This window comes from Holospora elegans E1 (assembly GCF_000648275.1).
In the GTDB taxonomy this organism is placed as follows: domain Bacteria; phylum Pseudomonadota; class Alphaproteobacteria; order Holosporales; family Holosporaceae; genus Holospora; species Holospora undulata_A.
Window position 1 is genome coordinate 1 of sequence record NZ_BAUP01000118.1, and the last position, 8,316, is coordinate 8,316.

Annotated in this window: 12 protein-coding genes and 1 pseudogene; 7 read left to right on the forward strand and 6 right to left on the reverse strand. The window is 34.0% G+C overall.

Translation table 11 applies throughout. The features are described from left to right. Positions 1–300: 300 nt before the first annotated feature. The 4 genes from HE1_RS04735 to HE1_RS04745 form a co-directional block, all read right to left on the reverse strand. Entirely contained in the window at positions 301–828 is a 528-nt protein-coding gene (locus HE1_RS04735) for a hypothetical protein (protein ID WP_162480376.1), read from the reverse strand. Between the two features lie 98 nt (positions 829–926). Continuing rightward, positions 927–1,109: a hypothetical protein gene (locus HE1_RS09740; protein WP_162531299.1), complete on the reverse strand. Its 183-nt coding sequence runs from the start codon at positions 1,107–1,109 to the stop codon at positions 927–929. Between the two features lie 229 nt (positions 1,110–1,338). Further along, complete coding sequence (locus HE1_RS04740) at positions 1,339–1,572, reverse strand: helix-turn-helix domain-containing protein (protein WP_035545308.1); 234 nt, start codon at positions 1,570–1,572, stop codon at positions 1,339–1,341. A gap of 237 nt (positions 1,573–1,809) precedes the next feature. Next, a complete protein-coding gene (locus tag HE1_RS04745) occupies positions 1,810–2,682 on the reverse strand; it encodes an aminotransferase class IV (protein ID WP_035545311.1) in 873 nt (290 codons plus the stop codon). Positions 2,683–2,789: 107 nt separating this feature from the next. Between HE1_RS04745 and HE1_RS04750 the strand changes: the two genes are divergently transcribed. The 5 genes and pseudogenes from HE1_RS04750 (at position 2,790) to HE1_RS09260 (ending at position 7,476) form a co-directional block, all read left to right on the forward strand. Further along, positions 2,790–3,359 carry a DedA family protein gene (locus tag HE1_RS04750; protein ID WP_006290208.1) on the forward strand — a complete coding sequence of 190 codons (570 nt, stop codon included), beginning with the start codon at positions 2,790–2,792 and terminating at the stop codon, positions 3,357–3,359. A gap of 318 nt (positions 3,360–3,677) precedes the next feature. Beyond that, on the forward strand, positions 3,678–5,552 hold the full coding sequence (locus HE1_RS04755) for a hypothetical protein (protein WP_035545314.1): 1,875 nt from the start codon (positions 3,678–3,680) through the stop codon (positions 5,550–5,552). Positions 5,553–5,637: 85 nt separating this feature from the next. Beyond that, positions 5,638–6,392: pseudogene (locus tag HE1_RS07465) on the forward strand (IS5 family transposase). A gap of 158 nt (positions 6,393–6,550) precedes the next feature. Continuing rightward, positions 6,551–7,285, forward strand: coding sequence for a leucine-rich repeat domain-containing protein (locus tag HE1_RS04770; RefSeq protein ID WP_242837209.1), 735 nt, complete (start codon positions 6,551–6,553; stop codon positions 7,283–7,285). Then, entirely contained in the window at positions 7,279–7,476 is a 198-nt protein-coding gene (locus tag HE1_RS09260) for a hypothetical protein (RefSeq protein WP_035545320.1), read from the forward strand. The genes HE1_RS04770 and HE1_RS09260 overlap by 7 nt, the downstream gene beginning before the upstream one ends. A gap of 116 nt (positions 7,477–7,592) precedes the next feature. On the opposite strand, the gene HE1_RS10440 is transcribed toward HE1_RS09260, so the two are convergent. Together HE1_RS10440 and HE1_RS10000 are read right to left on the reverse strand one after the other, a co-directional pair. Further along, positions 7,593–7,733, reverse strand: a complete 141-nt coding sequence (locus HE1_RS10440; protein WP_162531273.1) for a transposase — start codon at positions 7,731–7,733, stop codon at positions 7,593–7,595. Continuing rightward, positions 7,730–7,852 (reverse strand): hypothetical protein, encoded by a 123-nt coding sequence (locus tag HE1_RS10000; protein WP_278243376.1) that lies wholly within the window; start codon positions 7,850–7,852, stop codon positions 7,730–7,732. The genes HE1_RS10440 and HE1_RS10000 overlap by 4 nt, the downstream gene beginning before the upstream one ends. 172 nt (positions 7,853–8,024) lie before the next feature. On the opposite strand from HE1_RS10000, the gene HE1_RS09075 reads away from it, so the two are divergent. Further along, positions 8,025–8,189, forward strand: a complete 165-nt coding sequence (locus tag HE1_RS09075) for a hypothetical protein (RefSeq protein ID WP_162531274.1) — start codon at positions 8,025–8,027, stop codon at positions 8,187–8,189. Beyond that, positions 8,149–8,274 carry a hypothetical protein gene (locus tag HE1_RS10005; protein ID WP_278243378.1) on the forward strand — a complete coding sequence of 42 codons (126 nt, stop codon included), beginning with the start codon at positions 8,149–8,151 and terminating at the stop codon, positions 8,272–8,274. Before HE1_RS09075 ends, HE1_RS10005 begins: the two co-directional genes overlap by 41 nt. Positions 8,275–8,316: the final 42 nt, after the last annotated feature.

The window sequence follows — 8,316 nt, forward strand, 5'->3', positions numbered from 1 at the left end:
TGCTATGCTCTCTTCACTATTTCTCTCTACGGAGTGCCTCAGTCGTTCTGGCATTTGCATGTAATACTTGTCCCATAAACTTTTCTTCCATGAATTATTGTCTTCATAATATACTCCATAATTCTCTAGGATCAAAAACCTAACCTTGGAGTACACCTAATTATCCCTTCTTTTTTGTATCTTATCCCCCCTACTTACGCTGCTTTTACTAACTTTAAATATTTTTGATGTCGTTTTTTGATCTTTTTGTTAAAAATAAGCACCACTCTGCTCCATTTTCGATCTCGATCAATATAGAACTTAGAACTCTTCAAAGCTTTGGCGGTTTTGGCGGTTTTGGCGTTTTTGGCGTTTTTGGCGTTTTGGATAATCTTGTTCGTACCAAAATTTATTTTGGTCATCTTTTCTGTAATAACTCCCATTTCTGTCATAAGGAGGACTGTTTTGGAAACGAAATGAATCTCTTGTATCGTAATCTTGTTCGTACCAAAATTTATTTTGGTCATCTTTTCTGTAATAACTCCCATTTCTGTCATAAGGAGGACTGTTTTGGAAACGAAATGAATCTCTTGTATCGTTAACAGCTTTCGCAAATCCTGCAACACCGTTCATTCCTTGAGCAATATTCGCCAAAGATGGATCTTTTGAATTTCTTGCAACACCGTACAACGTATTTGCTGTAATTTTCGCGACTTTAGAAAAAAGATTTAATTTGCCATTTTTTCCGTTTTCAGAAAAATATTGCGGTTGCTGTTGATTATACGCGTTTTTATAGTACATGTCATAGGGAAAAGAGGGCGTATTAGCGTAAATTTGGAAATTTTGCACTATTCCTGATAAAAATAAGAAAATTATACATTTTTTTATTTTGCTATTCATTTTATTACTTGTTGTTTTAAACTAAATATAATAATACAACATATTTATTAATATTTTGTTTTTATTTTGAGACCTTTAACAAAAGATAGCATGATTGTTTTCAATGTTTTATTAACGTGAAGTGCCGTAAAAATACGCAGTGTTACCTTCAGCAGTTCAAGTGATCGTGTGTTTGCAAGGGGGGCGAAATCTTGCAAACCAATGGCGGTGTCGAGCATTATTTTGTTCAAAGGAAAAGGTTTTATATTTTCCCTGAAATAGGCGGGGGCTTGTTTCCATTTTTTAATCGTTCAAAAAGTCGTTTGAATGTTTGATTCGAGTGATCACCAAATTCCCAATCGAAGAGCCCTTTTCCAGCACGATCATAGACTTTAGAAATCCAAATTTTTGCTTCTTTTTTTTAAATAATATCAAAATTCATCGACTTCCTTGAAAATACCTTTGTCTTTTGGGAATAGCTCAATTTTGGCGCATAGCCTTGATTATAAGGTGACCGCCCCCTTTCAAAACAGCGCTCACGCTGACACCAAAACGCTGAGCACTTCGGTTCATTGAAAGGCCGCTTGCGTATAAAACAAGGGCTTGGAGCTTGTCTTTTTCGGGCACACCTCGTAAAATTTTTTCCACATTTTTTACATTTGTACCGCTTACCCCATCGAACAAATCCGCTTTTAAAGCAATCAGAACACTCACAAAATTTACATACAATTATTTTTAGAGATTTTTAAAAGACTTCCTTTACCAGTTCTAACAAAAAAGATACTTAGTTAAAAGCCTCTAATATTTAGAAATTCCTAAAAAAATTTAAAAAAGAAAGAGAATTTGTTATTAACCTAAACCGTCCATTAAACAAAAGAGTATCAGGTTTTCCATCGTTTATTTACTAAGGAAAAATTATAAAAAATAAAACACATAAATGAATAAATAGCACTAAAGACCGAATGCTTTTTGGTGAAGCTCTTGAATTACTCGAGTTATAGAATCTGGACAAAAAGTATACAAACCAAAGGGGGTATCAACAGAGGCCACCGGGACAATCCCCACAGCAGTTCCTGTTAAAAAAGCTGCTTCCATTGATGGCAAGTCATGTAAAAATATATCTTTTTCTGTTACAGAAATTTTTTTCATTTTAGCTTGTTCGATAACAAAAGCTCGAGTTAATCCCTTAAGAAAGCTGTGGGGAAACGGAGTTTGAAGCTCTCCGTTTTGAACGAAAAAAATGTTAGAGCTGCTTGCTTCTGCGATGCGTTCTTTAGTATCCAAAAGTAATGCATCATCAAACCCCTCTAGTTCAGAAGTGCGTTTTGCCATGGCAGAAATCATATACAGCCCAGAAGCTTTGCTGTGCACTGGCGCACTGCGTGGATCTGGTCGACGCCAGGAAGAAAGGTGTAAATTCAATCCATTTCGATATTGATGAGCGCTGTAAGGCATGGGGCGCTCCCAAACCATGACTGCAGTATGAACATTTGAATGACGATGAGAAACGAACATACTCTGACTGCCGCACCACGCTAAAGCGCGAATATACCCAAAATCATAATAAGTCTTATTTAAAAGCAGTTGTGTAGCATTTTCAAGCTCTAAAACACTGTAAGGAATCTTAAAATCCAGAAGCTCTGCGGACTGTAATAAGCGTTGATAATGCTCTTTTCCATGAAACAATTTTCCTTTGCGGCTACGTAGCCCTTCATAAACGCCTGTACCATAGTGTAAAGCATGAGTCATAACGTGGATCCTTGCTTCATGCCAAGGAACAACCTTTCCGTCCAACCAAATATTGCCTTTTAGCTGATCAAACACTTCGTATTCTTCTTATTCTACAGGACGGTAAATTACATCACATTTTTACTCCATTGACAATAGGGGGAAAAACAGGGAACATAGTAAAAAGCTTACGTGGATTTTATGTGAAACCAGAAGTCTTAAAGTTTTTACAAGATTATGGATATTGGGCAATATTTTTAGGCTCTTTAATTGAAGGAGAGTCAATTATTCTAACTTCTAGCGCTATGGCAGCGGCGGGCTATTTTTCTATTCAGAAAATCATGATTATTGCGTTTTGTGGGACGGTGTTGGCAGATCAAGGCTTGTATTTTTTAGGGTATACTTATGGTGCAACGGTTTTAGATTGGATTCGTTTGCGTTTCCCTTCTATGACTCCTTACATAGACAAAGCGTTAAATTTTTTAACGCGCTATCAAAATATTTACATCCTCTCTTTTCGGTTTATTTGGGGAGTGCGTATTATTAGCTCTGTTATTATAGGATCTCAAAAAATATCTATTTTACGATTTGCTACCCTAAATTTAATTGCTGCTGTTATTTGGACTGTGGTTAGTTGCATGGCTGGATTTTTTATAGGTGAAGCAATTTTGTATGGGCTAGAGCACTACGGATGGTGGATTTCCTTTGGTATCATAGCTTTCGTTTTATTGATTGTGCTTGGCTGGAAGATGCGAAAAAAAAGCGCACACTAGGTTCTTAGAAGCAGTTTGTTTTTCTTAACGCAGAAAAAGGGGGCTCTTCAATTGAGCAAAAAAATGAAAAACTAGTAAGTGTTGTTTTTTTTAATTTTTTGAAAAATAAGGGAGTTTTATCTGTTAACACAAACTGTAGAAGATAAACAATAAGACTGATATAAAATATTGATTTTTAAGAACGGAAAAAGCCTTGATCTTTTAAATATTTTTGTGTGCCTTATGCTTATCTAACTTTTTCTGAAATTTTAATCATTGATTAAAAGGTGTATTTGTGTATAATTATTTTACCCCTAACAAAGTTGTTATTTAATAAAAATGAAAAGTTCACCCAAAATTAAATTGTTTTTTATGTTTTTTATGATGTGTTCTTTTTGTACTCATGCCTTTTCTCATGAGCAGGTAGAAGAAAAGTTGCTGCAAGAAGAAAATCGAGAATTTGAAAACATAAAAGAAAGAATTTTCGCTAAAATTAAAGAAATACTTTTTCAGTGCAAAATATTTTATAGACCTCAAGCCCCTGTTGTTGTATCAAAAGAAGAACTAATTTGTGAAGATGTTCCGGACATGTTAGAAAAAATAAGGAAAGATTTTGGACTTTCTGGCGTAGTTGCCTATGAATGCAGTTTAGACCGATTTTGGCGAGATTTTCGAAAAAAAGAACCAGATGCGGAAGGAGGCGTTGAGCCAAAAAATGTACACCGTGTTATTAAAGCGTTATCTTTTGGCGTGGGGCTTGATGCGAGTTTAAGTTTTTTGCTAAATGGTGAGGTAAGTGTAACAGGTAATAATGCATCTATAAAGGATCATCTAGATGCACAATTAAATATTCTTTTTTCTCCATTCGAAGATACATGGTCTGATCCATTCAAAACAATAATAAGAACGAGAATCCAAAAAGAAGAAAATCTTTTACTACACGATGTATCTAAAATTTTAAGAGATACTTTCTCATCTTTTTTTGTTGCGGATTTGATGAGAAGAAGAAATTTTTTAGAACCAAATATTACAAAAGAAGCAGAAGAAATATTTCCTGAATATTTAGATCGAAGTGTTCAAAAAATAAAAAATAATAAAATTTTACAGGTTATTTCAAACGTATCAAGAGATTATTCCAAGGTTTTGGCTATAGTAGATCGATACAAAGAAAATAATAAATTTTGTTTTGAGTTTTCTATTTATGACCATTGCATATTATCAAAAATAAAAAATTCTTTAATTGATTTACAGAGGTTTTTTGGAGATTCTTCTTTGGTTGTTTTTAAGCTTATAGAAAGACGTAATTCAGGTGGCGCGTCATTTCAGCTTGATGAAAGTCTTTTTGAAATTTGTTTGGATGAAACAACAACGGTTTTACAAAAAAGATCAAAAAATAATGAATTTTCTTTGTATAACTTTGGGTGGGATCTTTCTTGTCTTTTTACCAGTAACCTTGACGGTTCAATTCCGATTGAAAGAGAATCTTTTGAAGAGAATTTTTTTTATTTAGGAAGCTTAATAGAAATCCTGACTCAATTAAAAAAAGAAGAGTTTTCTGAAGAACAGCTAAGAAAAATTTTAAAATATCTTTTAGAAAACGACACTAAAGAACAGGATAGAATTAGGTTTTTTGAAAAAATTTATGAAGATTTTTTAAATATTAAGGCTCGGCATAATTTAGAAAATAAAAAAAATTCTCTTGATATATTGAGAAAATCAGTGGCAGAGTTTCCAGAATTGTGTCAAGAAAAAAATAAAAAAATAATGAATGGATTGTTAGGAATTTTACCTGATAAAAGCGCAGAAGACCTTTCTGACCAAGAACGAGAAAATTACGAACAAAAACTTTTTGGTATTTTTCGTGTTGCAGATTGGAACGTGTGTGCAGAAAAAAATTGTTCGATAACTAATTTTACAGAAAAGGTTCTAAAAATTCTTGAGTCTGACAATCAAGTTCGAAGAAAAAAAGAACAAAAAAATGAATCTGAGTGTGGCAGAAAAAAGATCCTAGCTTTTTTTCCTGAAAAAGATTCCTTGTTTGTAGATTTAGTCAACAGAATAATCAATGAAAATGAAATTTCTGAAGAGGATGCATTTGGAATTATTCAAATGAAAGAACGGGGGTCAAAGGAACAAATTCTGAGAGAGCAAAAAAAGGTTGAAGAAAAAATGTTTTCTACTTTTTTGCGTAAAAATTTCAACGATAAAAAGTAACAATTATAGTAGATAATGAGGGGCCATCCTCAATTGAGTTGTTTTTTGAGAATTTAATAGAAAATTCAAAAGAAATTTTTATTAAATGGGGTGTTATGCGTTGAGGGGGGATCAGTGGGATAAGAAAAAGGTTCGTTTACCTGAAAAACTGGAAAATATTAGCAGTTTTACAGCAAAAGACAATCACCTGTTTGTGGAGGCTGTTTTATATAGTTACCGTGCGGGAATTTCGTGACCGGAGAGGTTTGGTAATTTTAAAGCTACTCATACCCGCTTTTCGAGGTAGGGCCAAAAGGGCTTATGGAAAAGAGTCTTTGAGGTGTTGGCAAAAGACGTCAGTAATTGTACGCGATGATTTACTCCACGATTGTGCGCGCCCACTAACACAGTGCTGGCACTAAAAAAAGACGAAACCAAGCTAGTGGACGGTCCGTTGGAGGGAAGCACCAAGATCCAAGCAATCTGTGATGTCCAAGGAAATCCCCTCCAGAAATTCCATCGCTTTTCATCTTACAAAAGATGATTTGGAAGGCGCCGATGGCATTGATCCCCTCGTGAAGGCTGGTGCGGTACTTTCCGATAAAGTGTATGATGCCGATAAAAATGGACGGCGAAAACTCAAAGAAAAGAGGTGTAAGGTCGCGATTCCTCCTAAAAAAACCCGTTTTGGAGCTTCAAATTATGACAGATATCTGTATTTTTTTAAATCCCGCCATTTGATCGAGAATTTCTTCGCTAAACCGAAAGCAATACAGAACGATTGTTCCGCGTTATGATAAAATGCCTTCTACTTTTTTAGGCGTTATTCACTTTGCTTTACTTGTCATTTGGCTGACTTGAGGAAGGGCCCTAAATATTCTATCTTTTTTTCAATTCTTAAAATATATTTTAGCTTAATTTATTTTCGTTGTACATGGCTTTTTATCTGACCTTAGCTATAATAAAAAAGAGTTAATTAAATAAATAAAAAAATGTTTAAAATTCTTATTATCTCATTTTTGGTAGGGAGCAAAATTTTATTTTCTTCTAATTTTTCTCAAAAAAATTCAATTTTTTACAGTTTAGACAAACCTTTGGTAGAACGCTTTAAATTTTACTGTAATAAAGAATATACAGAAGATTATTATGGGGAAGATATTTGGGTTAAGGGACTAAAAAAAATAGCGCTTTTAGGGAAAAAGATTCCCGATCATGTGCGCTCTATCGAAATTAAAGAAGATATTCAAGATCTAGAAAATCTTAAAAAAATTGATTTTAATAAGGTGGAGTTTCTTAAATTTTCTTATGTAAGCTACAAGATTCACCCCGAATTTCAATTAAAAAACCTTGTGGGCGCGAAGTTTCCCCATTTAAAGTTTCTTTCTATATACAAGTCTAATCTTAAAGATATTTCCTCTTTAAAAGATATACCCCTTCCTTCTTTAGAAGAACTTGTATTTGAACATAATTTTGTTAAAGATATTTCGGTATTTAAAACTCTTTCTTTGCCAAAGCTAAAAAAATTATCCTTTGGGTGGTGTGATGTCAAGGATATTACGCCTTTATTTTCTTTTTCTGCACCAAATTTAGAGAAAATTAGTTTTCATATGAATGAGGAAGCATCCTTCAGTTTAAAAGATGCTGAAAAATTAAAAAAACAATTTCCTTTACTTAAAAAAATTATTGTTTTAAGGACGGAATATTTTTTTCCAAAAACAAGTAAAGATTTCCCAACAAAAAAAACACAGTGGTAGATATCTTAAAGCATTCAGGTTTAGTGGAATCTTGTAGTGAAGCTCGACGTAAAATTTCTGAAGGCATAGTAAAGATAAGAAATCGGGTGTGGAAAAATCATTGCCAGGTTTCAACCAACGAAGATATTCCTCAAGGATGGGAATTTATTCATTGCGGAAAAGACAAAGTATTGGTTAAACTGAAGTTTTAGACTGCTAGAAAAACTCCTAAGGTATTCAGGTATTATTAAAAAATGAAAGCGGAATGTAGTAATTTAGGTTAAATTAGATATTTTAAAGAGCCACGAAACAACGTCGAATAGAGCATTCAATCCCCCCTCTTATTAGCCCAGAATTCCTCTATTGGATTCAAATCAAGAGAGTAAGGAGGTAGAAAAATTATACTGCATTTTACAGATTTTATTAATGCTCTGCTTCTCTTGGATTTATGAAAAAAGGTATTATTCATAATAACACCTTGACCAGGCTTAGATCCTTGATCAGAAATTTTTCTACCCAAGCTTGGAACAATACTGTGTCGAAAGATCCGTTAAACCTCATTGGTGCTATGGACGTGTTATTAACCAAACCGGCAATAGTATTTGTTATTTGATCCCACTCTTTTTGCCAACCGAATTTTCACTTTTTTTTCCCCAGCCTTCTGTCTTTGCACATAGCCATACTCCCCCTCACTTTTTTGAAGGGTCTTTAAAAGATCCGAAAGAGAGGCTATTTTATTAAAAATAAACAACAATGTTTAATGCAAATGAACCTCTCATCCCGCGCAGAGAATTTTAAAACCTTCGTACTTATCGATCAGCGAAAGGTTCAGCATCTTGCGCTGATCCACAAGAAGAACTCTCCACCTTCAATAAAATCCAAGCTTGAACGCGTCAGGCGTTTTTTTAAAAGGACAAGTAATTGATTCTGGACTCTTCTCAAAAGCCTTGATATCAAGCATTTGGGAGCAAGTTCCTAAAATGCATTTAATGCTCGATGGCACCAATTAGAAGTTTGGAACGCAGAATATCAATTGCCTCGTACTAGCTGTT

Bases quoted from the DNA above. Each gene is read 5' to 3' on its own strand.
- HE1_RS04755 (WP_035545314.1), top strand. From the start codon at position 3,678: ATGAAAAGTTCACCCAAAATTAAATTGTTTTTTATGTTTTTTATGATG.
- HE1_RS10440 (WP_162531273.1), bottom strand. From the start codon at position 7,733: ATGAATAATACCTTTTTTCATAAATCCAAGAGAAGCAGAGCATTAATA.
- HE1_RS09075 (WP_162531274.1), top strand. From the start codon at position 8,025: ATGCAAATGAACCTCTCATCCCGCGCAGAGAATTTTAAAACCTTCGTA.